We start from the raw sequence: 24442 nt of genomic DNA, 5'->3' as shown, positions 1-24442 counted from the left end.
GGAAAAAAGGAGTAAAGCACATGTCTATTTATCAGCATTTTCGCCCAGATGAAAAAGAATTTATTGATCAAGTGTTAAATGTTAAAAATTATGTAGAAAGCACGTATTCTCCCAAGTTGACTGATTTTCTTGATCCTCGTGAACAAAGAATTTTAAGTCTTATCATAGGAGATAGCCAAGAAGTGAAGTACAAGCTATTTGGTGGGTATGAACAAGCGGAAAGAAAAAGAGCGATTCTTTACCCAGATTACTATGAAGTTAGTACAGAAGATTTTGGTTTGGCTTTACTAGATGTAGATTATCCTAAAAAGTTTGTTACTATTGAGCATCCAAAAGTTCTGGGGAGTCTGATGTCACTTGGATTAAATAGAAACAAATTCGGAGATATTATCATAAATAAAGAAGACGTACAAATTATTGTAGAAAAAGAAATGGAAGATTACGTTCGTTTACAATTAGACTCTATTGGAAAATCAAAAGTTAACCTAATTCCAACTTCACTCGAGAATATCCATTCTACAGATGAAGATTGGATGGAAGTCACTATGACCACTTCTTCTTTACGGTTAGATAATGTAATAGCAAACATGTATAAGTTTTCAAGAGAAAAAGCCAAAAATTATATAATACAAGGATTAGTTAAAGTTAATTTTGCCGTTAACGAGAATATATCGTTCGTTTGTGAAGAAGGGGATGTTTTCTCCGTAAGAGGCGAGGGAAGATCAACTATTAAATCAATAGAGGGAAAAACAAAGAAAGATAAGTTTCGAATAGTAGTTGGTAAATTGAAATAGAAAGAATAAAATAGGACTTAAGATTCATCCATAAAAAAACTTAGTTTTTTTATGTAGGTTCTATGATACAATAATTTTTAGTATCAATATTTTTCACGTTTCTGCTTATTTTTCAAAAAAATTGCAGGAAAAAAAGAGCACCTGTCGAAATATAGATTCATACATACAGAAATTGAAGCTTGGGAGGTGGCATTATGCCATTAACACCGTTAGATATTCACAATAAGGAATTTGCAAAGGGGTTCCGTGGATATGATGAAGATGAAGTAAATGAATTTCTAGATCAAATCATTAAAGATTATGAAAATATTATTCGTGAGAAAAAAGAACTAGAAGAAAGATTAAGTGAGCTTACCGACCGAATCGGCCATTATAATACGATTGAAGAAACGTTGAATAAATCCATTGTTGTAGCACAAGAGGCAGCGGAAGAAGTAAAACGTAATGCCCAAAAGGAAGCAAAACTAATCATTAAAGAATCAGAGAAAAATGCAGATCGTATTGTTAATGAATCTCTAGCTAAAGCAAGAAAAATCGCTTTAGAAATTGAAGAATTGAAAAAACAATCTAAAGTTTTCCGTACACGTTTCAAGATGCTAATTGAGGCTCAATTAGATATGCTAAACAATGATGATTGGGATCATTTATTAGAATATGAATTAGATGCTTCTGAATTAAATTCAACAAAATAATCCGTCTTGTCTTGACTAAATATCATAAAATGAAATATAATTTTTTAACAATAGTATATTCATGTGCGTTGATAGGGATAGTAAAACTTTCAATAGTAAACTTATAAAAAGCAGCGAATCAGGGGATGGTGGAAGCCTGATATAAGTAGAAGTTTGAAAATCACCCTGGAGTCCTTTTCTGAAACAGTAAGTAAGAAAAGGCGGTTCATACCGTTAACAAATGTCTGAGTGGATAAATGTTTTTTTATCTATAAGGGTGGTACCGCGGGAAATAAAAGCCTTCTCGTCCCTTTTTTATGGGATGAGAAGGTTTTTTGCTGTGTATAAAAGTATATAATAGAAAAGCATGGTACAAAGGTTGGACGAACGAACATGAAAATGAATAATTTATGTGGAGGATATTATGGAATATAAAGATACATTACTTATGCCAAAAACGGCTTTCCCAATGAGAGGGAATTTGCCAAATCGTGAGCCAGACATTCAAACAAAATGGAATGAAATGGACATCTATGAAAAAGTGCAAAAACGAACAGAAGGCCGTCCTTTGTTTGTTTTACATGATGGACCTCCTTATGCTAATGGAGATATTCATATCGGGCATGCTTTAAACAAAATTCTAAAGGATTTTATTGTAAGATATAAGTCTATGACTGGATATCAAGCACCATATGTACCAGGTTGGGATACACATGGTCTGCCGATTGAACAAGCTTTAACCAATAAAGGGGTTAAGCGTAAAGAAATGACGATTGCAGAATTCCGTAAACTATGTGCTGAATATGCATTAGAGCAAATTGATAGTCAACGTGAACAATTTAAACGTCTTGGTGTTCGTGCTGATTGGGAAAATCCTTATATTACGTTAGAACCTGCTTATGAAGCACAACAGATTAAAGTATTTGGTGAAATGGCGAAAAAGGGTTATATCTACAAGGGATTAAAGCCTGTTTATTGGTCCCCAACAAGTGAATCAGCACTTGCAGAAGCGGAAATTGAATATAAAGATAAACAGTCTGCTTCTATCTATGTTGGTTTCCCAGTGAAAAATGGAAAAGGTGTATTAGACCAAGATGTACAAATTGTTATTTGGACAACAACTCCTTGGACTATTCCTGCAAACTTAGGGATTTCTGTACACCCTGATTTAACCTATGTAGTGGTTGAAGAAAAAGGAAAGAAATACTTAGTAGCAAAAGATTTATTAGAAAGTGTAAAAACAGAGATTGGCTGGGAAGAAGCGAATACTGTGAAAGAAGTAAGAGGAGCTGAGCTAGAAAATATTTTAGCTTCGCATCCAATATATGGGCGTGACTCATTAGTAATGCTTGGTGAGCATGTAACAACAGATGCTGGAACTGGCTGTGTACATACTGCACCAGGTCACGGGGAAGATGACTTCTTAGTAAGTCAGAAGTATGGCTTAGAAGTATTATGTCCAGTTGATGACAAAGGTGTTATGACTGACGAAGCACCTGGCTTCGAAGGGTTATTCTATGATAAAGCAAACAAACCAATTACAGAAAAATTAGAAGAAGTTGGAGCTTTATTAAAACTTCAATTTATTACGCATTCCTACCCACATGATTGGAGAACGAAAAAACCAGTAATTTTCCGTGCAACAGCACAGTGGTTTGCTTCTATTAAAGATTTTAGAAGTGATTTATTAGCTGCTGTTAACGAAACAAAATGGGTTCCTGCATGGGGAGAAACAAGATTATTTAACATGGTTCGTGATCGTGGGGACTGGTGTATCTCTAGACAACGTGCTTGGGGAGTCCCAATTCCCGTATTCTATGCAGAAAATGGCGATAGCATCATTACAGATGAAACGATTGAGCATATCTCTAATTTATTTAGAGAAAAAGGTTCTAATATCTGGTTTGAAAAATCAGCAAAAGAATTATTACCAGAAGGATTTACACATCCAAGTAGTCCAAATGGTGAGTTTACAAAAGAAACAGATATTATGGATGTATGGTTTGATTCTGGTTCTTCTCATCAAGCAGTATTGGAAGAGAGAGATGATCTTCAAAGACCAGCAGATCTATATCTAGAAGGATCTGATCAATATCGTGGTTGGTTTAACTCTTCTTTATCAACAGGTGTTGCTGTAACTGGGAAAGCTCCATATAAAGCGGTACTAAGTCATGGATTTGTATTAGATGGTGAAGGTCGCAAAATGAGTAAGTCATTAGGAAACGTTATGGTTCCGGCAAAAGTCATGAACCAATTAGGTGCTGATATCCTGCGTCTATGGGTTGCTTCTGTAGATTTCCAAGCAGATGTACGTGTATCTGATGCAATCCTAAAACAAGTAACAGAAGGATACCGTAAAATTAGAAATACTTTCCGTTTCTTATTAGGAAACTTAGCAGATTTCAATCCAGAAACAGATGCATTATCATATGATGAGCTACGTGAAGTAGATCAATTCATGATGGTGAAATTAAATAAATTAGTTAAGAATGTAACAGAGTCTTATGATAAATACGAATTCTCTACTATTTATCATCAAATTAACAATTTCTGTACATTAGATCTTAGTTCATTCTATTTAGATTTCTCTAAAGATGTATTGTACATTGAAGCAGTTGATAATAAAGAGAGAAGAGCTATTCAAACAGTTCTATATGAAAGCTTAATGAGCTTAACAAAGTTAGTTGCGCCAATTCTTCCGCATACTGCTGATGAAGTATGGGAGCACATTGATTCTGTTTCAGAAGAAAGTGTACAGCTTACTGACTTCCCAGAGTATACAGAATATGACAATAGTGCAGCAATTGAAGAGAAATGGAACAGATTCTTAGAAGTACGTGATGATGTGCTTAAAGCATTAGAAGAAGCACGTAATCAAAAAGTAATCGGTAAATCATTAGCAGCAAAAGTGACTCTATATGTGAACGAAGAGGTAAGTAGCTTGTTGAATTCTATCCAAGAGAACTTAAAGCAATTGTTCATTGTATCAGGTTTTGAAGTTGCTGGTGAATATCATTTAGCTCCTGAATCAGCACTTAAGCTTGAAAATGCGGCTATCGTAGTAGAAAAAGCAGATGGTGAAACATGTGAAAGATGTTGGACAGTTACAACAGATGTTGGAACTGTGGAAGAACATCCAACACTATGTGCTAGATGTGCGACAGTAGTTAATGAAAATTATTCTGCTTAATTGAATAATTGAAAGTAGGAAAGTTGATTACCTCGTGAGAATGTATGCGGGTTGATCAGCTTTTTTATTTGGTTAAGTAGCCTAGCTAATATAAATGTGTTAAAAGTGAGAAATAGATATTTAGCTTTTATTCACTTAATCAATAGCAAAATCCTTCCAGCTCCGTTAATAGTTGTTATGACTGTTAAAAGTTATAACGGTTGATACTTGATTTTTAGTAAAAACTATGCATATCAAAGAAACGGAGGTAATGGAATTGAATTCAACTATTGAAGAGCTTTATACAGAACTCCGTCTTACACAAATAGAATTAACAACTACATTAAGAGTCAAAAGAGAATCTAAAATTAATAAATATATTGAAGAAGAGCTCCGCGATGTAGAGGAAACGATGCAAAAATTAGAAAGTGGCAATTTCGGGATGTGTGAAATGTCTGGAGAATTACTTCCGGTAGACTTACTTGCAATGATTCCTACTATTAAAACAAAGGAGGATATAAACGGGATTTATTCCTACTTTCGAAAATCGATTCATTAAGCGAACAAAAAGGAGAGCCAAGCTACCGTTTTTACCTTGTTTATGCTAAAATGCTAGAGGAGACTCGAGAATTGGAGGAAACTTTAGTGTTTTATTACATAATTGCATTATTCATCGTTATTTTGGATCAATGGACAAAATGGTTAGTAGTAAAAAACTTGGAACTTGGTGAAAGCGTAGAAGTCATTAAGGATTTCTTTTATATAACTTCCCATCGTAATAGTGGAGCTGCATGGGGAATATTAAAGGATCAAATGATTTTTTTCTATATTATCACTATCATTGTGGTGCTAGGTCTTGTTTATTTAATTAAAACAGGTACTAAAGGGAAATTGTTATATGGAGTTTCCTTAGGATTAATTTTAGGTGGAGCAATTGGTAACTTTATTGATCGTGTTAGACATCAATATGTAGTAGATTTTATAAATACGTATATCTTCAATTATGATTTTCCGATATTTAATATTGCAGACTCGTCTTTAGTAATTGGTGTGATTTTATTAATCTTCGTCATGCTGAAGGAAGATATAGCAGCAAAGAAGGAGAAAAAAGATGGAAACAAGGGAACATATCATTCAGAGTGAACAAGTAAATGAAAGAATTGATAAAATTCTTTCCACTTTAGATTCAGATTGGTCAAGAAGTCAGGTTCAACAGTGGATTAAAGAAGGTCATGTAACAGTAAATGGAAAAGTAGTGAAAACAAAATATAAAGGCGTTTTAGATGACGTTGTCACTATTTCCATTCCTGAGCTGACTGAATTAGATGTATTAGCAGAAGAAATGGATTTGGAAATTTATTATGAAGATCAAGATGTCATTGTTGTTAATAAACCAAAGGGCATGGTAGTGCATCCAGCTCCAGGGCATACGACAGGTACATTAGTAAATGGGTTAATGGCACATTGTAAAGATCTTTCTGGAATTAATGGTGTGATGAGACCAGGGATTGTGCACCGAATTGATAAAGATACTTCTGGCTTGTTAATGGTTGCTAAAAATGATGCAGCACATGAAAGCTTAGTTAATCAATTAGTAGCAAAAACGGTTACTAGAAAGTATAAAGCTTTAGTGCATGGGTCTATTCCACATGATTATGGAACAGTTGATGCACCAATTGGTAGAGACACGAAAGATAGACAAAGTATGGCGGTAGTAGACAAAGGTAAACACGCTGTTACTCATTTTCATGTTTTGGAAAGATTGGATGGCTTTACTTTTGTAGAATGTCAATTAGAAACGGGTCGTACTCATCAAATCCGCGTTCATATGAAGTATATTGGTTTCCCACTAGTAGGAGATCCTAAATATGGACCAAGAAAAACAATGGATATTGGTGGACAAGCACTACATGCCGGTATTCTTGGATTTAATCACCCGAGAACAGGAGAATATTTAGAGTTTGAAGCACCTTTACCTAAGGAGTATGAAGAGCTACTAGATAATATAAAAAATAATCGTTGACATGAAAGCTTCTCTATATTAAGATAGATTTAGTTGAATAAGTCCTTTAAATCAATCCCGTGAGGTTGAGAAGGAAACGGTGAATAGCTACTAGGATAGCTATATAGAAAACACGTGTATCCTCTCATCCATTAGGGTGTGAGGATATTTTTTTTTACAAAATGAAACACAGCATGGAAGGTGATCGAGATGTCGCAAAAGGCACTTGTACTAGACGACCAAGCAATAAGACGAGCATTAACAAGAATTGCTCATGAAATCATTGAAAGAAATAAAGGAATTCAAGATTGCATTTTGGTAGGAATTCGAACAAGAGGTATTTACATTGCGAATCGCCTTGCAGAAAGAATTGCTCAAATTGAAGGGAAATCAATTGAGGTTGGAGAGCTAGATATAACTCTATACCGAGATGATTTATCTAAAAAAACGAAGAACGAAGAGCCACTAGTAAAAGGTTCTGACATTCCAACAGATATCCAAGGACTAAAAGTTATATTAGTAGATGATGTGCTATACACTGGCAGAACTGTTCGAGCTGGTATGGACGCACTAATGGATATGGGAAGACCAGCCTCCATTCAACTTGCCGTACTTGTAGATCGCGGTCATAGAGAACTACCTATTCGAGCTGATTATGTTGGGAAAAATATTCCAACATCTAGTTCAGAAAAGATAGTGGTAGAACTACAAGAAGTAGATGGACATGATGAAGTTAATATATTTGAAAAGTAAATAGAGCCCTTTTAAAGACAGTCCTGTGAGACTGAAAAGGGGAGTAAATAGAAATGGCTTATTTAAGCTTATCTAAAACCCCTTTTTTGCTGTGCAGAAAAGGGGTTTTATTGTTTCTTCTATAGGGGATACTAACAAGCAATTATATACTTATTATTTTTTTTATGCAGAAAGAGGAGACAAATATGACAGAAATGAAGATAAAACCCTTATTAGGAATAAAAGATAAACCAACGACCATGCAGTGGATTACACTAAGCTTACAGCACTTATTTGCCATGTTTGGTTCAACTATACTTGTACCATACCTAATTGGGCTAAGTCCTGCAGTAGCACTTATCTCAAGTGGACTTGGAACCATTGCTTTTCTTCTTATCACACAATTTAAAGTACCAGCATACTTAGGTTCATCATTCGCCTTCATTGCACCAGTTATCGCAGCAAAAACAGCTGGCGGGCCTGGAGCAGCAATGATTGGAACATTTATTGCTGGGTTAGTATACGGAATAGTAGCACTAATCATTAAGGGAGCAGGTTACCGTTGGATCATGAATATCCTGCCTCCGATTGTAGTAGGACCAGTTATCATGGTAATCGGATTAGCACTAGCATCAACAGCAGTTAACCAAGCAATGTACGAAGCAAACGGAACAGCAGATCAAAAATACAGCTTGCTTTACTTATCAGTAGCTCTCGTAACATTACTTGCTACTATACTTTTCACGATATTTGGTAAAGGGGTTTTAAGCTTTATCCCGATTCTAGCAGGAATTATTGTAGGATATGTTTATGCAGTTATTGTTGGAGTAGTTAACTTCCAAGGGGTAATCGATGCAAAATGGTTTAGCATGCCAGATTTTATCTTCCCATTCGTTGATTATGATGTGAATATCTCGATGGCAATACTTGGATTGTTTATACCAGTAGCCATTGTAACTTTAACAGAACATATTGGACATCAGCTAGTATTAGGAAATGTAGTAGGAAAAGATTATATTAAAGATCCAGGTTTACACAGAAGTATTCTAGGTGATGGTACTGCAACAATTATTTCTTCCCTAATGGGTGGACCTCCGAAGACAACTTATGGTGAGAATATCGGAGTACTTGCTATCACAAAAGTATTTAGCGTATATGTTTTAGGTGGAGCAGCAGTATTCGCGATCATCTTCGGATTTATTGGAAAAGTAACAGCACTAATTGAATCAATTCCAACACCAGTTATGGGGGGAGTATCCATTCTACTGTTCGGAATTATCGCTTCATCAGGATTAAGAATATTAGTAGAAGCAAAGATTGATTTCAACAACAACCGTAACCTAGTAATTGCCTCTGTCATTCTTGTAGCAGGTATTGGAGGACTTTCCTTACATTTCGGAGATGACTTTGCACTAGAAGGAATGGCTTTCGCAGCAATTCTAGGAATTATCTTAAACTTAGTACTACCAGGAAGAGAAAAAACGAAAGACATCGTAGCAGAAGACAATTCAAAATAAATTACACCTTTTAAACAAGTACAGAGAGACTTATAAGGGTGCCAAAAAAGCAGGTATAGGGAAGCATGAGAGTATGAGAAATAGTACTGCTCTGCTTCACTCTATACTAGTAGAGATTTTTTGACGCCCTAACAATAAGTTAGGGCGTCTTTTTTTAAAATGAGTGGAGGTAGGATAATGGAGAACTTACTAACTACAACAGATTTAACACTTGCAGAAATCCATGAAATCTTAAGGGAAGCACAAAATTTTGCAAATGGAGAAGCCTGGAATCCAGGAAATCAAAGTTTTGTTGCAAATCTTTTTTTCGAAGCTAGTACAAGAACGAAAAGTAGCTTTGAAGTGGCTGAAAGAAAGTTGGGCCTTGAGGTGATTCCATTTGAAACCACTACTTCTAGTGTAGTAAAAGGAGAAACACTATATGATACAGTTCGAACGCTGGAATCAATAGGGGTTAACGCTGTTGTAATAAGGCATGAAGAAGATCATTATTTCGATGAGCTGGTAGGGAAAATTAATATCCCAGTAATCAACGCTGGAGATGGTTGTGGGCATCATCCGACTCAATCTCTGTTAGATCTTCTCACCATACAGCAAGAATTCCAACGCTTCAATGGCTTAAAAGTGAGCATTATCGGTGATATTCGCCACAGCCGTGTTGCAAGAAGTAATGCAGATGCATTAACAAGACTCGGAGCACATGTCGTTTTCTCTGGACCGAAAGAATGGTTTGATGAAACAGTACTCCAAGATGCAAATTATGAAGATATTGATACAGCGATTGAAACCTCTGATGTTGTGATGCTACTAAGAGTTCAGCATGAAAGACATGGAGAAGGTAAGGTGGCATTTGATAAAAATATGTATCATAAGCAATTTGGATTAACAGTAGAAAGAGAAAGAAAAATGAAGCAAGGATCCATCATTATGCATCCAGCTCCTGTCAATCGCGATGTAGAAATTGCCGATGAGCTAGTAGAGTGTGAGCGTTCCAGAATTTTTAAACAAATGGAAAATGGTGTTTATATTCGAATGAGTGTATTAAAAAGATCACTACAATCAATTGAAGGAGGAAACAAATATGTCAATTCTAATCAAAAATGGCCAGTTGTTCAATAATCAAGGGGAATTAGAAGTCAAAGACATCTATGTTGTTGGAGATGTTATCCAAGAAATTGGGGCAGATTTACAGGTCGAAGCAAATGAAGTAATTGATGCAAAAGGAAAACTTGTTTCCCCAGGTTTTATTGATCTACATGTACATTTAAGAGAACCAGGTGGCGAAAAGAAGGAAACAATAGCAACAGGTACCATGGCAGCGGCAAGAGGTGGATTTACAACGATTGCAAATATGCCAAATACAAGACCTGTTCCTGATACAGTAGAAAATTTACATAGTTTAAATGAAAGAATCAAAGAGACAGCGAATGTTCATGTATTGCCATATGCCTCAATCACCATTCGCCAATTAGGGGAAGAACTGACAGACTTTGCTGCACTTAAGGAACTTGGAGCATTTGCCTTTACAGATGATGGAGTAGGAGTGCAAGAAGCAGGACAAATGCTTAAAGCAATGAAGAAAGCAGCAGAGCTAGACATGGCGATTGTGGCACACTGTGAAGACAATAGCTTAATCAATAAAGGCTGTGTCCACGAAGGAGAATTCTCAAAAGCAAATGGATTAAACGGAATTCCAAGTATTTGTGAATCTGTTCAAATAGCAAGAGATGTTCTTTTAGCAGAAGCAACAGGCTGTCACTATCATGTATGCCATATCAGTACAAAAGAATCAGTACGTGTAGTAAGAGATGCAAAAAAAGCGGGAATTCGCGTAACAGCAGAAGTATCACCACATCATCTTTTGTTAACAGATATGGATATCCCAAGCATTGACACAAATTATAAGATGAATCCTCCTTTAAGAGGAATAGAGGATAGAGAAGCATTAATAAACGGCTTGCTTGATGGAACGATAGACTTTATCGCAACAGATCATGCTCCACATACAGCAGAAGAAAAGGCGCAAAGTATCCAACTTGCACCATTTGGGATAGTTGGCCTGGAAACAGCATTTCCTTTACTATATACAAGGTTTGTGAAAAAAGGATTAATGACGTTAAAGCAACTAGTAGATTATTTAACTACGAAACCTGCTGAATCTTTTAAACTAGATGCTGGAAAATTAGAAATAGGAAAAGCAGCAGATCTTGTCATTGTAGATTTAGAAAGTAAAGATGCAATAGATCCAAATTCATTTTTATCCAAAGGAAGAAATACACCATTTGCTGGCTGGGAATGTCAAGGATGGCCAGTTACTACTATTGTAAGTGGGAAAATTGCTTGGAGAAAGGAAAGTGTACACGCATGAAAAAACAATTAATTCTAGAAGATGGAACGGTACTAATCGGCGAAGGATTTGGAGCTGATACAGAAAAAGTTGGAGAAGTAGTATTTAACACAGGAATGACAGGCTATCAAGAAATTCTCTCAGATCCATCTTATTGTGGGCAAATTGTTACATTAACCTATCCTCTTGTAGGAAATTATGGCATCAATCGTGATGATTTCGAGTCCATAACACCAGCCATTCATGGATTTATTGTGAAAGAAGTGTGTGATTTTCCATCTAATTGGAGAAATGAATTATCATTAGATGAATTTTTTAAGCAAAAAAACATTCCAGGTCTTGCTGGAATTGATACGAGAAAGCTGACACGCATTATTCGTCAATATGGAACATTAAAAGGTGCCATTTGTGGAATGGAAGAAAACGTGCAAGAAGTGATAGCTAAGCTAAAAGGAACAAATTTACCTGTTGATCAGGTTAAGCAAGTATCTACAAAGAAGCCATATCCAAGTCCAGGTAGAGGATCAAGAGTAGTACTAGTAGACTATGGAATGAAGCATGGTATTTTACGAGAATTAAATAAAAGAGATTGCGATGTAATCGTCGTTCCTTATAACACAACAGCAGAAGAAATTCTGCAACTAAGCCCAGATGGTGTGATGCTTTCAAACGGACCTGGAGATCCCAAAGATGTGCCAGAAGCTATTGAAGCGATTAAAGGAATTATTGGTAAAGTACCAATGTTCGGTATTTGCTTAGGTCATCAACTATTCGCCCTAGCTAGTGGTGCTAACACAGAGAAAATGAAATTTGGACATAGAGGTTCTAACCATCCAGTAAAAGATTTATTAACTGGAAAAGTTTCTTTAACCTCACAAAATCATGGCTATACCGTAGAAGAAGAGTCTATTAAACATACAGAACTAAAAGTTACTCACATTGCCTTAAATGATGGAACAATTGAAGGATTACAGCATAAAGAGTACCCAGCATTTACCGTGCAATATCACCCAGAGGCATCTCCTGGACCAGAGGATGCAAACTACTTATTCGATCGTTTTATGGAAATGATACAATCTCACAAACAGGAAGGTGTCGCAAATGTCAAAGCGTAAAGATATTAACAGCATACTAGTAATCGGATCAGGACCAATTATCATTGGGCAAGCAGCAGAATTTGACTATGCAGGAGCACAAGCTTGTATTGCTTTAAAGGAAGAAGGATACCGTGTTATCCTTGTAAACTCTAATCCTGCAACCATTATGACTGATACAGAAATGGCTGATAAAGTATATATTGAGCCATTAACACTTGAATTTGTTAGTAGAATTATTCGTAAAGAAAGACCAGATGCGATTCTTCCAACATTAGGTGGACAAACAGGCTTGAACCTTGCTGTTGAATTATCAGAAGCAGGTGTCTTAGAAGAGTGTGGAGTAGAGGTGCTTGGTACGAAATTATCGGCGATTCAACAAGCAGAGGATCGTGATCTTTTCCGCCAACTAATGAACGAGCTAGGAGAGCCAGTGCCAGACAGTGAGATTATTCATAACATGGATGAAGCAAAAACATTTGTTGCCGAAATTGGATATCCAGTCATTGTACGCCCAGCATTCACTTTAGGTGGAACCGGCGGAGGTATTTGTCATAATGATGCAGAATTAGAAGAAATCGTAACAAGTGGATTGAAAAACAGTCCAGTAACTCAATGTTTATTAGAAAAGAGTATTGCAGGTTTTAAAGAAATTGAATACGAAGTAATGCGTGATAGCAATGATAATGCCATTGTGGTATGTAATATGGAAAATATTGATCCTGTAGGAATTCATACAGGTGATAGCATAGTAGTAGCACCAAGCCAAACGTTAAGTGATCGAGAATATCAATTACTACGAAATACATCTTTAAAAATCATTCGCGCATTAAAAATCGAAGGTGGCTGTAATGTTCAGCTAGCACTAGATCCAGATAGCTTTCAATACTACATTATTGAAGTAAATCCAAGGGTAAGTCGCTCATCCGCACTAGCAAGTAAAGCGACTGGTTATCCAATTGCTAAACTTGCAGCAAAAATTGCTGTGGGCTTAACACTAGATGAGATGATGAACCCTGTTACAGGAAAAACATATGCAAGCTTTGAGCCAGCACTTGATTATGTGGTAAGTAAAATTCCACGCTTCCCATTTGATAAGTTTGAATCTGCGAAGCGTAACTTAGGAACACAAATGAAAGCAACCGGAGAAGTAATGGCAATTGGACGTACATTTGAGGAATCTCTATTAAAAGCGATTCGTTCTCTAGAAGCAAAGGTATATCATTTTAGCTTAAATGCAGCAGATGAAACAAGTGATGAATTATTAGAGAAACGAATCAGAGTAGCAGGAGACGAACGTTTATTTTACATCGCAGAAGCATTGAATAGAGGAGTAAGCATTGAAACCATTCATGAATGGAGCAAGATTGATCTGTTCTTCCTTTACAAGTTACAAGGTATTATTACGTTTGAAAGAGAACTGGCAGTACATCCATTCGAGTATGATTTTGCCAAAAAAGCAAAAGAAAAAGGATTTGCTGATATTCAACTTGCTAAACTATGGAATACAACAGAAATGGAAGTGTATAACTGGAGAAAAGAGATTGGCTTAATTCCAGTCTATAAAATGGTAGATACATGTGCTGCTGAGTTTGAATCAGAAACACCATACTATTACGGTACGTATGAGGAAGAAAACGAATCGGTTGTGACAGATAAGAAAAGTATTGTAGTCCTTGGCTCTGGACCAATTCGTATCGGCCAAGGGATTGAGTTTGACTACGCAACCGTTCACTCTGTATGGGCAATTAAAGAAGCTGGGTATGAAGCAATCATCATTAACAATAATCCTGAGACGGTTTCTACTGATTTTAGTATCTCAGATAAGCTATACTTTGAGCCACTAACGATTGAAGATGTTATGCATATAATCGATTTAGAAAAACCAGAAGGAGTGGTTGTTCAATTCGGTGGGCAAACAGCGATTAATCTTGCAGGTCCATTACAGGAGCGTGGAGTGAAGATTTTAGGAACATCTCTAGAAGATTTAGATCGTGCAGAAGATCGTGATAAATTTGAACAAAGCTTGCGTGACTTAGGCATTCCTCAACCAGAAGGAAAAACAGCATTAACAGTGGAGGAAGCATTAATCGTAGCAAACTCAATCGGCTACCCAGTGCTAGTAAGACCTTCGTATGTGCTAGGTGGAAGAGCGATGCAAATTGTCTACAAAGATGATGAATTAATTCCATATATGAAAAATGCGGTTAAAGCAAGTCCTGGTCAACCAATCTTAATTGACCGTTATCTAACAGGAAAAGAAATTGAAGTGGATGCAATTTGTGACGGTACAGATGTTGTCATTCCAGGAATCATGGAACATATTGAGCGTGCAGGTGTCCACTCTGGTGACTCGATTGCGGTGTATCCACCACAAAGTCTATCAGCAGAGATTAAGCAAACATTAGTAGACTATACGACAAGACTGGCAAAAGGCTTAAATATTGTTGGGTTGTTAAATATCCAATATGTTGTGTCAAAAGGGAGTGTGTTTGTTCTAGAAGTAAATCCACGTTCAAGTAGAACAGTACCTTTCTTAAGTAAAATTACAAATGTACCAATGGCAAAATTAGCGACAAAAGTGATATTAGGCAGTTCTCTAAAGGATCAAGGCTACACTTCTGGGTTAGTACCAGAGAAATCGGGTGTCTATGTCAAAGTTCCAGTATTCTCTTTTGCGAAATTAAGAAGAGTGGATATTACATTAGGACCTGAAATGAAATCTACTGGTGAAGTAATGGGGAAAGATATTACGCTTGAAAAAGCTCTATATAAAGGGTTAATTGCTTCAGGAATGAAAATTAAAACATTTGGAACAGTGCTTATGACGATCGGGGATAAAGATAAGGATGAAGCTTTACAACTAGCGAAGCGTTTTACCAATATTGGTTATAGCTTAATGGCAACAAGTGGTACAGCAGAATTACTAGAAAGTAATAACATTCCTGTTCAAATAGTAGATAAAATTGGTGGAGAAGGTACAACACTAATCGATGTTATTCGTAACGGTCAAGCACAGTTTGTCATCAATACGTTCTCAAAAGGTAGTCAGCCAGCAAGAGATGGATTCCGCATCAGACGCGAATCTGTGGAAAATGGTGTACCTTGCTTAACATCCTTAGATACAGCAGAGGCAATCCTTCGTGTGGTAGAATCTATGACATTCTCAGCAGAGGCGATGGAACATAGCGAACAACAAGCGGAGGCAGTATTAGTATGATAAGAAACGAAATCTGTACAGTAGTGGAACAAAAAGAAATTGCTGAACATATTTATGAGCTCACCTTAAAGGGTGAGCTTACTGCTGAAATGAAAGAGCCTGGTCAATTTGTGCATATAAAGGTAACTGATATGGCTGCACCACTTTTAAGAAGGCCTATCAGTATTTGTCGAATCAATCAAGAACGTCGAACATTCACGATGATTTACCGTGCTGAAGGTGACGGAACAAAGCTGCTCGCAAAAAAGACTTCAGGTGAGGGAATTGATATTCTTGGTCCACTAGGAAATGGTTTTCCAGTAGAGGAAGCAAGTGTAGGTCAAACAGCTCTATTAGTTGGCGGTGGAATAGGCGTACCACCTTTATATGAACTAGCAAATCGTTTAGTCGCGAGAGGTGTCAAAGTCATTACTGTATTAGGTTTTCAAACAGCATCTGTTGCTTTTTACGAAGAGAAATTTGCAGCCATTGGGGATGTATATGTGGCTACAGTAGATGGAACATATGGAACACAAGGCTTTGTTACAGATGTAATTGCACAAAAAGGATTAGATTTTGATGTTATGTATTCTTGTGGTCCAACTCCTATGTTGAAAAATTTGGAGAAAAGCTTTCCAGATAAAAAAGTGTTTATCTCTTTAGAAGAAAGAATGGGCTGTGGAATTGGTGCATGTTTCGCTTGTGTTTGTCATACGGCAGAAGATCCAACTGGATTTAGTTATAAAAAGGTTTGTACAGATGGACCAGTGTTTAAGGCAGGGGAGGTTGTTATATGAATAGGTTACAAGTAGAGCTTCCAGGTTTAAGTCTTAAAAATCCTATCATGCCTGCATCAGGGTGCTTCGGATTTGGACGTGAATATAGCAATTTATATGATTTAAGTGAGCTTGGCGCTATTATGATAAAAGCAACAACGGTAGAGCCTCGTTTCGGAAATCCAACACCACGTGTGGCAGAAACAACTTCTGGAATGCTGAATGCTATTGGTTTGCAAAATCCAGGGCTATCTGGTGTGGTTGGAAATGAATTACCTTGGCTAAGTCAATTTGATGTGCCTATTATAGCTAATGTAGCAGGATCTTTAGAAGAAGACTATGTAACAGTTGCGAAAGAGATTTCTAAAGCATCAAATGTCAAAGCACTGGAACTAAATATTTCATGTCCTAACGTTAAAACAGGTGGAATTGCATTTGGTACTATTCCTGAGGTTGCAAAAGACTTAACAAAAAAAGTGAAAGAAGTTTCTGAAGTACCTGTTTATGTAAAGCTTTCTCCTAATGTAACGAATATTGTGGAAATGGCAAAAGCTGTTGAAGCGGGTGGTGCTGATGGAATTACGATGATTAATACATTAGTAGGTATGCGTCTTGATTTAAAAACAGGTCAGCCAATTCTAGCTAATAAAACAGGAGGGTTATCTGGACCAGCTGTTAAACCAGTAGCAATTCGTATGGTTTATGAAGTAAGTCAAGCAGTAAGCTTACCAATAATCGGAATGGGTGGAATAGCATCCGCAGAAGATGTACTAGAATTTTTCTATGCAGGAGCAAGTGCTGTAGCAGTAGGGACTGCTAACTTCGTAGATCCATTTATTTGTCCAAAAATAATTAATGAACTTCCAGAGCTACTAGATCGCTATGGATTTGAACATATTTCTGAAGTAACCGGAAGGAGCTGGAGAAAGCATGAACAATTCGCTTATCATCGCGCTTGATTTTGCTAATAAAGAGGAAGTGTTTACTTTCTTGGACAGCTTTAAAGAGGAGTCTTTATTTCTTAAAGTGGGAATGGAGTTATTTTATAAAGAAGGTCCAAGTATTATCCATGCTTTGAAAGAGCAAGGACATCATATTTTCCTAGATTTAAAATTACACGATATTCCAAATACAGTTGGAAGTGCAATGAGAAATATTGCTTCACTAGGCGTTGATTTAGTCAATATTCATGCAGCAGGTGGTACGGAGATGATGAGACGAGCAGTAGAGGGGCTGGAAGCTGGAACCTTATCTGGCATGAAACGTCCGAAATGTATTGCTGTTACACAGTTAACAAGTACCTCCGAAAGTAGAATGCACCATGAGCAGTTGATTAAAGTACCATTGCTTGATTCGGTCTTGCATTATGCGAGTATTACCAAAGATGCTGGTTTAGATGGTGTAGTATGTTCTACGTTAGAAGCTGGTCCTATTCGAGAAAAATTAGGCTCTGAATTCTTAACAGTAACTCCAGGAATTCGTTTAGCTAGTGATGAAGTGCAGGATCAAGTACGAGTAGCAACACCTAAAATCGCAAGAGAAAGTGGCGTTTCCAATATTGTTGTTGGGCGTTCGATTACAAGAGCAGAAAATCCTTTTGAAAGCTATCGATTGTTTAAAACAGATTGGGAGGGTATTACTATATGAAACATGAAATCGCAGCGCAATTATTAGATATTAAGGCCGTTTTTTTACAGCCAAACGACCCATTTACATGGTCTTCTGGACTGAAATCTCCTATTTATTGTGATAATCGCTTAACTTTGTCTTATCCAGCAGTTCGTAAAAATATTGCAAGTGGCTTAGCTTCGTTAATCAAAGAACATTTTCCTGAGACAGAAGTGGTTGCAGGGACTGCCACTGCTGGTATTCCGCATGCTGCATGGGTAAGTGATATTCTAGACTTGCCAATGGCATATGTACGTTCGAAAGCAAAAGAGCATGGAAAAGGGAATCAAGTGGAAGGTAAAGTAATGCCAGGCCAAAAAGTGGTGGTAGTAGAGGATTTAATCTCCACAGGTGGAAGTGTTATCACGGCAGTGAAAGGCTTGAGAGAAGCTGGCTGTGAAGTACTAGGAGTTGTATCTATTTTTACATACGAACTGGCAAAAGGGAAAGAGTTGCTTGAAGAAGCAGAAATTGCTGTTTCTTCTTTAACTGACTATACTAGTTTACTAGAAGTGGCTAATGATAAAGGATATATTGAAGAAGCCGATTTAACGAGTTTAAGAGCTTGGAAGGAAAATCCGGAGAAGTGGTAATAGAGTTTAAGACAGCACTTGCAATTGAGTGCTGTTTTTTCTTTGTAATTAGTTTTATTATAGCGATCGTTTTGTTAACATGCATAATTAAAAGGATTATCCAATTATTAGTAGAATATGTTGATGAAGTGCTTTAGACGGAGGAAGGAGAGGATAGTAATCTATGACAAAATTAAATAAGTATCTAATAATCACTTTTTTATTTACCTATATTGTTTGGGGTATTATCATTGCTTATACCCAAATAAGTAATATTTCGTACAGTACTTCTATTTTCATGCTAATATTGTATATTATAGGCGTGTTAGCTCCTATGTTTACAGCTTTAATACTCAATAAAAAAATGATTTCCAGCGATGAATTTTATCAATTCTTAAAGAATAGCTTTATTCCCCCTAAAAACTATAAATGGTTTATATTTATCGTTATAATAACAGCAATCTTTCAACTTCTTCCTTTTTCCTTACTTGGTGGCGAAAAGAATGGGCCACTTTATCTTATGGTTTTGCAATTCCCTCTCTTTATCATAATTGGTGGTCTGGAAGAAGTAGGGTGGCGAGGACTTATGCAACCTGAAATGGAAAAAAGATTATCTCCATTTTTAAGCACATTAATTATAGGTATTGTGTGGAGTCTTTGGCACTTGCCGTTATTTTTCATTATTGGAACATATCAATATGAATTTTTAAATTTCTTCACATTCAGCCTTAATACGATTTCATTTTCATTCCTATTATCAGTTATTTATCATCATACAAAAAGTGTTTTTAAGTGTATCATGACACACGCATTATTGAATAGTATATCTTCTGTTTATGTAATTAAGGAGTCATTATATGCTGAGTTATGGATATTAGCTTTATCACTTTTCATATTTTATCTAGCATCTCTTGGTAACATAAATAATCAAAGCCGAAAAATATGAAAAGTGAATTAATAAGAATTATTCGGCTTTAATAAAAAGCGAGAGTAGTACACTCTCGCTTAGCATTTCCACTTATTCCTTCTTCAACCGAATAACCGTCTCTTCATCAGGTGTAACATAAACTGTTTGCTGATTATCATATATAACAAAGCCGGGTTTCGCTCCACTAGGCTTTTTCACATGGCGTACTAGCGTAAAGTCAACTGGAACTGAACTGGATTGTCTCGCTTTACTGAAATAAGCAGCAAGTTTTGCAGCTTGCAGTATAGTTTCCTCTGAAGGCTCTTTACTACGAATTACTACATGAGAACCAGGAATATCCTTCGTATGAAGCCAGATTTCATCACGTGCTGCCACACGATTGGTTAAATAATCATTTTGTTTATTATTTTTACCAACCAGGATCTCAGTTCCATCCATAGAAAGATAATAATCTAATACAGGTTTAACATTTTGTGGTTTTTTATTATTCTTTTTCTTTCTTTCGCGTAGATATCCCTCTTCTACTAATTCTTCTCTAATTTCCTGAATATCTTTAGGAGAGGCAGAAAGAATTTGTTGATAAAGAGTTTCAAAGTATTCGTATTCAAGCTCTGCTAAACGAATTTGTTCTTTAATTATTTCCACCGAATTTTTCGCTTTTTGATATTTAGTAAAATATTTTTGCGCATTTTCCGATGGACTTAGTCGCGGATTCAATGTAATCTTCATCATTTTACTATCTTCATCATAGTAATTGATTACTTCGATTTCAGACATCCCTTTTTTTGCTGCATAGAGATTAGCTGTTAATAGCTCTCCAAGTAATTGATATTCATCGGCATTCTCTGCTTCTAACAATGATCGTTCTAGCTTTTTAATTTTTTTGCTATTCTTATCTCGTTCATTCATGATAAAGCGTTCTAAATCATTGCTTTGTTGCTTTACACGATCTCGCTCTGCTTTTCCAAAATAATAGCGATCAAGCATTTTACTTAAGGTTGGAAAGGTTTTTATCTCACCTTTTATATGCTCTAATGGAAGAAAATAAAAACTTTCTTTTTCAGATGTAATAATAGAAGGGGAGTAAGTGCCTTTTTTCACAGGTTCCATAACTGTTAGGAAAGCTTTAGGTAATGTCTCTTTATTAGCAAGACCTGCGCGATACATAATTTCCTTTGCGATTAATGGAGAAAATCCAGCAAATTGTTGTACTAACTGCTTGTCTAATTTTCCACTGTTGAAATCTATAGCTCTTAAAATATCCTCTTCAGTAGCTGTATACGGATCTTGTTTCTCCTGTGCGGGCGGAGCTTTATATTCATAGCCAGGCAAAATAGCGCGGTGACTGTTCACTGCATAGGAAATATGTTTAATACTATCTAAAATAGTATTCTTGTCTCGATCCACTAAAATAATATTACTATGTCTACCCATAATCTCAATCATAAGCTTTTTGTAGGAAGTATCGCCAATTTCATTTCTTCCTCTTATTTCTAATACAATAATCCGTTCATTATCTATTTGATAAACATCTTCTATAAAATAACCCTCCAAATGCTTTCGTAACAGCATACAAAACATTGGTGGTTCTTTTGGATTTTCGTAGGATTCTTCTGTAAATTGAATACGTGCATAGCTAGGATGAGCCGATAAAAGTAATTTTTGATTCTTTCCATTAGCACGTACAGATAAAATAATCTCATTTGTAAAAGGCTGCTGAACTTTATTAATTCTGCCTCCAAGTAATTGTTCTTTTAATTCAAGTGACATTGCTCTTGTAAATAAACCATCAAATGACATAACTAACAACCTCATTTATTATAAATTCCTGTCTTTACTCTATCTCTTAATGAAGATAAATACAAGGATTTGAAATGAAATAGATGACCGAAGACGTTTATTAGGGAAGAATCTTTTTATTTACTATAAAGCTATTACAAACAAATTATTAATTTCATCACAAACATGAAAGAATAATTCATTTTTTTGTCCAAGTCTGAATAGAATTCTCTTAGAGTGGTGTTGGGACAACTATGTATGTTAGTTACTAGCATGTTAACGTTGATCCAAACAGCTACGATTTCTTCGCTACTACTAATTTTAGCGAACGGTGAATGAAAAAAGGGGGAAGTGTGATGGCCGGATGAATTATCATGAATTGAACGAAAAAGAAGTTGAACAAACATTAAACACTGATTTTTCGGCTGGGTTAACAGATGATAGTGTAAAAGAACGACGAAACCAGTTTGGTTTAAATGAATTAGATGAGGGAGAGAAGCAATCTTTATGGCTTTTATTCTTTAGTCAGTTTAAAGATTTTATGGTAATCGTTCTTTTAGCAGCGACACTTATATCTGGTTTGTTAGGTGAATATATTGATGCGATTGCAATTATTGCAATCATCATCTTGAATAGTTTCATTGGCTTCTTTCAAGAGATTAGAGCAGAAAAGTCGCTATCTGCCCTTAAAGAATTATCACAGCCTCATGTAAATGTTCTAAGAAACGGTGAATGGGTAAATATCCTATCGAAAGAATTAGTTCCTGGTGATGTCATTAAGTTCTCCAGTGGTGACCGCATTGGAGCAGACGTGAGAATTATTGAGTCTAGAAGCTTAGAGGTAGAAGAATCTGCACTAACAGGTGAATCTGTACCAGTTTCTAAAACCGTTTCTGCTATTAAAAACAACAATCTAGCATTAGGCGATATGGAAAACATGGGCTTTATGGGTACAATGGTTTCTAGGGGAAGCGGAATTGGGGTTGTTATTGGAACAGGAATGAAAACAGCAATGGGACAAATTGCTGATCTTCTGCAAAATGCAGATTCTGTGACAACACCGTTGCAAAGACGTTTAGAGCAATTAGGAAAAATACTAATTGTAACAGCTCTATTCTTAACTGTTTTAGTAGTAGTTATTGGTGTATTCCAAGGAAATGATTTATATACAATGATTATCTCTGGTGTCTCCTTAGCAGTAGCTGCTATTCCAGAAGGATTACCGGCGATAGTAACCATTGCCTTATCATTAGGCGTACAGAAAATGATTAGGAAGAATGCGGTTGTAAGAAAGCTTCCTGCAGTAGAAACATTAGGGTGTGCGTCCGTTATTTGTTCTGATAAAACAGGGACATTAACACAAAACAAAATGACCGTTACAAAGACATGGATTGGTGGAAACACCTATACAGTTGATGGAATTGGTTATGATCCTAAAGGAAGCTTCTATCTAGAAGATAAGAAGATTGATCCAAATAAAGACAAAGCACTTCAACAGTTATTAACATTTGGAATGCTTTGTAATCATGCAGAAATTATGCATAAGAATAAAGAGTTTGTCTTAAATGGAGATCCAACAGAGGGTGCATTATTAGTTGCTGGAATGAAAGCAGGCTATGATCGCAATCAACTACTAAATACATTTACTATTGTGAATGAGTTTCCATTCGATTCTACTCGAAAAATGATGAGTGTTGTTGTTAAAGATCCAACTGGCAGACAATTTATTGTCACAAAAGGTGCTCCAGATGTATTAATAGGTGTAAGTAAATCGATTCTATTTGAAAATCGTTCGCAAAACCTGGGGACAGACCAAAAAAAGGTCGTACAACATGCGATAAATGGACTTGCATCACAAGCATTAAGAACCATTGCAGTTGGTTTTAGAGAAATTTCAGCAACCACTATGGTTTTACATGAAAGAGAAGCAGAAAAAGATCTAACCTTTATTGGTCTTCAAGGAATCATTGATCCTCCTAGACCAGAGGTGAAACAGGCTGTTAAAGAATGTAAGGATGCTGGAATAAAGACAGTTATGATTACAGGGGATCACGTAATTACTGCAAATGCGATTGCCAAACAATTAGGTATTGCGAATAGTCGTTCTAAAGTAATGGAAGGTAAAGAACTTTCCAATATGAGCATTAGTGAATTAGAAGATGTTGTCGAAGATGTTTCTGTATTTGCAAGGGTTTCACCAGAACATAAATTAAAGATTGTTCAAGCTTTCCAAAATAAAGGACATGTCGTGGCGATGACTGGTGATGGAGTAAATGATGCACCTGCCATTAAGAAAGCGGATATTGGAATAGCAATGGGGATTACTGGAACAGATGTTGCGAAAGAAGCTTCTTCCTTAGTCTTAATGGATGACAATTTTGCAAGTATTAAGTCTGCTATCATTGAAGGAAGAAATATTTACGAAAACATTCGTAAGTTTATCCGCTATTTGCTTGCTTCTAATGTTGGGGAAATTCTAGTTATGTTATTTGCTATGATTTTAGCTCTACCGTTACCGTTAGTTCCCATACAAATTTTATGGGTTAACTTAGTAACAGATGGATTACCAGCTATGGCGTTAGGATTAGATAGACCAGAAGATAACGTAATGAAACGAGGACCTAGAAATCCTAGTGAAGGGGTGTTCTCGAGAGGATTAGGCTGGAAGGTAATTTCTAGAGGATTCTTAATAGGGATTTCTACTCTACTTGCCTTTATGTTTGCTTATGATAATAATCCAGAAAATCTCGAATACGCTCAAACCGTTGCATTCATTACATTGGTACTAGCACAGCTTATCCATGTATTTGACTGTCGAAGCGAAAAATCGATATTATCTCGAAATCCTTTTGGCAACATGTATTTAGTTTGGGCAGTAATATCATCCTTAGTATTAGCAATAGGTGTTATTTACATCCCATTTTTACAAGAAATTTTCCATACAGTGCCAATTCTAATGAACGATTGGCCAATGATCATCGGACTCGCATCAGTCCCAACATTTTTACTAGCTGGATCATTTTTATTAAGTAAATCAAAATAAAATATGATATAATACAAAAAGGTAGTAGAGATAGCTCTATTACCTTTTGTTTATTTTATGAAAATAAATTATAATGTAAATAAATTTACACTTAGAAGTTTATCAACAGTCTGAATTATAATGTAAATAAATTATAAATATGGTATTATAA

General features: G+C 36.1%; 19 protein-coding genes and 1 other annotated feature. Of the genes, 18 read left to right on the top strand and 1 reads right to left on the bottom strand.

What is annotated here, in order from left to right; translation table 11 throughout:
• Nucleotides 1–20: 20 nt before the first annotated feature.
• From F9279_RS10485 to F9279_RS10405, 17 genes are all read left to right on the top strand, one after another.
• Entirely contained in the window at nt 21–794 is a 774-nt protein-coding gene (locus F9279_RS10485) for an RNA-binding protein (RefSeq protein ID WP_152112726.1), read from the top strand.
• A gap of 194 nt (nt 795–988) precedes the next feature.
• The gene (locus tag F9279_RS10480) at nt 989–1486 is read left to right on the top strand and encodes a DivIVA domain-containing protein (RefSeq protein ID WP_152112724.1); all 498 of its coding nucleotides are present in this window, start codon (nt 989–991) and stop codon (nt 1484–1486) included.
• 59 nt (nt 1487–1545) lie between these two features.
• Nucleotides 1546–1780: a binding site (T-box leader), on the top strand.
• Between the two features lie 109 nt (nt 1781–1889).
• Complete coding sequence (gene ileS / locus F9279_RS10475) at nt 1890–4655, top strand: isoleucine--tRNA ligase (RefSeq protein ID WP_152112722.1); 2766 nt, start codon at nt 1890–1892, stop codon at nt 4653–4655.
• Nucleotides 4656–4911: 256 nt separating this feature from the next.
• The gene (locus tag F9279_RS10470) at nt 4912–5193 is read left to right on the top strand and encodes a hypothetical protein (RefSeq protein WP_152112720.1); all 282 of its coding nucleotides are present in this window, start codon (nt 4912–4914) and stop codon (nt 5191–5193) included.
• Nucleotides 5194–5243: 50 nt separating this feature from the next.
• Nucleotides 5244–5777, top strand: coding sequence for a signal peptidase II (gene lspA, locus F9279_RS10465; protein WP_152112718.1), 534 nt, complete (start codon nt 5244–5246; stop codon nt 5775–5777).
• Nucleotides 5746–6657, top strand: coding sequence for an RluA family pseudouridine synthase (locus tag F9279_RS10460; RefSeq protein WP_152112716.1), 912 nt, complete (start codon nt 5746–5748; stop codon nt 6655–6657). Before lspA ends, F9279_RS10460 begins: the two co-directional genes overlap by 32 nt.
• Nucleotides 6658–6846: 189 nt before the next feature.
• Nucleotides 6847–7389 (top strand): bifunctional pyr operon transcriptional regulator/uracil phosphoribosyltransferase PyrR, encoded by a 543-nt coding sequence (gene pyrR, locus F9279_RS10455; RefSeq protein WP_152112714.1) that lies wholly within the window; start codon nt 6847–6849, stop codon nt 7387–7389.
• 185 nt (nt 7390–7574) lie between these two features.
• Nucleotides 7575–8885, top strand: a complete 1311-nt coding sequence (locus F9279_RS10450) for a uracil-xanthine permease family protein (RefSeq protein WP_413463204.1) — start codon at nt 7575–7577, stop codon at nt 8883–8885.
• A gap of 177 nt (nt 8886–9062) precedes the next feature.
• Nucleotides 9063–10004, top strand: a complete 942-nt coding sequence (locus tag F9279_RS10445; protein WP_152112712.1) for an aspartate carbamoyltransferase catalytic subunit — start codon at nt 9063–9065, stop codon at nt 10002–10004.
• Nucleotides 9967–11253 (top strand): dihydroorotase, encoded by a 1287-nt coding sequence (locus F9279_RS10440; RefSeq protein WP_152112710.1) that lies wholly within the window; start codon nt 9967–9969, stop codon nt 11251–11253. Before F9279_RS10445 ends, F9279_RS10440 begins: the two co-directional genes overlap by 38 nt.
• Nucleotides 11250–12347 (top strand): carbamoyl phosphate synthase small subunit, encoded by a 1098-nt coding sequence (locus tag F9279_RS10435; protein ID WP_152112708.1) that lies wholly within the window; start codon nt 11250–11252, stop codon nt 12345–12347. Before F9279_RS10440 ends, F9279_RS10435 begins: the two co-directional genes overlap by 4 nt.
• On the top strand, nt 12334–15546 hold the full coding sequence (carB, locus tag F9279_RS10430; RefSeq protein ID WP_152112706.1) for a carbamoyl-phosphate synthase large subunit: 3213 nt from the start codon (nt 12334–12336) through the stop codon (nt 15544–15546). Before F9279_RS10435 ends, carB begins: the two co-directional genes overlap by 14 nt.
• Entirely contained in the window at nt 15543–16322 is a 780-nt protein-coding gene (locus tag F9279_RS10425) for a dihydroorotate dehydrogenase electron transfer subunit (protein ID WP_152112704.1), read from the top strand. The genes carB and F9279_RS10425 overlap by 4 nt, the downstream gene beginning before the upstream one ends.
• The gene (locus F9279_RS10420; RefSeq protein WP_152112702.1) at nt 16319–17260 is read left to right on the top strand and encodes a dihydroorotate dehydrogenase; all 942 of its coding nucleotides are present in this window, start codon (nt 16319–16321) and stop codon (nt 17258–17260) included. The genes F9279_RS10425 and F9279_RS10420 overlap by 4 nt, the downstream gene beginning before the upstream one ends.
• Nucleotides 17232–17948, top strand: a complete 717-nt coding sequence (pyrF, locus tag F9279_RS10415) for an orotidine-5'-phosphate decarboxylase (protein ID WP_152112700.1) — start codon at nt 17232–17234, stop codon at nt 17946–17948. The genes F9279_RS10420 and pyrF overlap by 29 nt, the downstream gene beginning before the upstream one ends.
• The gene (pyrE, locus tag F9279_RS10410; RefSeq protein WP_152112698.1) at nt 17945–18562 is read left to right on the top strand and encodes an orotate phosphoribosyltransferase; all 618 of its coding nucleotides are present in this window, start codon (nt 17945–17947) and stop codon (nt 18560–18562) included. Before pyrF ends, pyrE begins: the two co-directional genes overlap by 4 nt.
• Before the next feature lie 163 nt (nt 18563–18725).
• A complete protein-coding gene (locus F9279_RS10405) occupies nt 18726–19487 on the top strand; it encodes a type II CAAX endopeptidase family protein (RefSeq protein ID WP_152112696.1) in 762 nt (253 codons plus the stop codon).
• 72 nt (nt 19488–19559) lie between these two features.
• Here the strand turns inward: F9279_RS10405 and F9279_RS10400 are convergent, their stop codons facing one another.
• Complete coding sequence (locus tag F9279_RS10400) at nt 19560–21269, bottom strand: NFACT family protein (protein WP_152112694.1); 1710 nt, start codon at nt 21267–21269, stop codon at nt 19560–19562.
• Nucleotides 21270–21612: 343 nt separating this feature from the next.
• Here F9279_RS10400 and F9279_RS10395 point away from each other — a divergent pair, with 343 nt between their 5' ends.
• The gene (locus F9279_RS10395) at nt 21613–24291 is read left to right on the top strand and encodes a calcium-translocating P-type ATPase, SERCA-type (protein ID WP_152112692.1); all 2679 of its coding nucleotides are present in this window, start codon (nt 21613–21615) and stop codon (nt 24289–24291) included.
• The last annotated feature ends 151 nt before the right edge of the window (nt 24292–24442 follow it).

Source organism: Bacillus sp. B1-b2, from assembly GCF_009183415.1.
Classification (GTDB): domain Bacteria; phylum Bacillota; class Bacilli; order Bacillales; family Cytobacillaceae; genus Niallia.
This window is presented reverse-complemented; position numbering and strand designations above follow the sequence as displayed.